The sequence below is a fragment of the Vibrio sp. 2132-1 genome (genome assembly GCF_033344315.1).
This window is the reverse complement of sequence record NZ_JAWPON010000667.1, coordinates 1-566: the sequence shown is the minus strand read 5'-3', so window position 1 is coordinate 566 and position 566 is coordinate 1. Positions and strand designations below refer to the sequence as shown.

At 46.3% G+C, this 566-nt stretch carries 1 protein-coding gene; it reads left to right on the top strand.

Annotation, left to right across the window (positions count from 1 at the left end):
- The coding region (locus R8N47_RS27285; protein WP_318186375.1) for a DUF445 domain-containing protein at positions 1-482 on the top strand (482 nt) is incomplete at its 5' end.
- Positions 483-566: the final 84 nt, after the last annotated feature.

The window sequence follows — 566 nt, the reverse complement described above, 5'->3', positions numbered from 1 at the left end:
TGGAACAGTTCTTTACCGAAGCGAACATCGACCGATTCTTGAATAAAGAAATGGCGGGTGGTGTGAACATCGATCTTCAACCTATGATTGAGAAAGTGGATCTAAACCCGGCCTTTGACTCACTAGTAGAAGTCATTGAGGGCTCCCAGTTTGGCGGCATGCTAGCGATGTTTGGTGGCGCGGAAGCTCTACAGCCGATGCGACAACCTTTCGTCGAAAAGATGCAAGCGTCCATCATCGAACTGAGCAAGAGCGACAGTATTAAAGAAGCTTTGAAAGAGCAGTTTGAATCACCAGCCATGATGGATGAGATTAAGCAGAACATCGAAGGCATCATCGACCAACGCCTTAGCGAGTTAACGCCGACATTGGTTAAAGAAATGGTGCAAAAAATGATTAAAGAACACCTTGGCTGGCTAGTAGTTTGGGGTGGCGTATTCGGTGGTTTGATTGGTGTTATTAGCACCTTTATCGGCGCATAATCCTTCACTGAACATCGAGAGACCTATCGAAAAAGGAGCCTTTGGGCTCCTTTTTTATGTCCTGTACCACGACAAGTGCGTTAG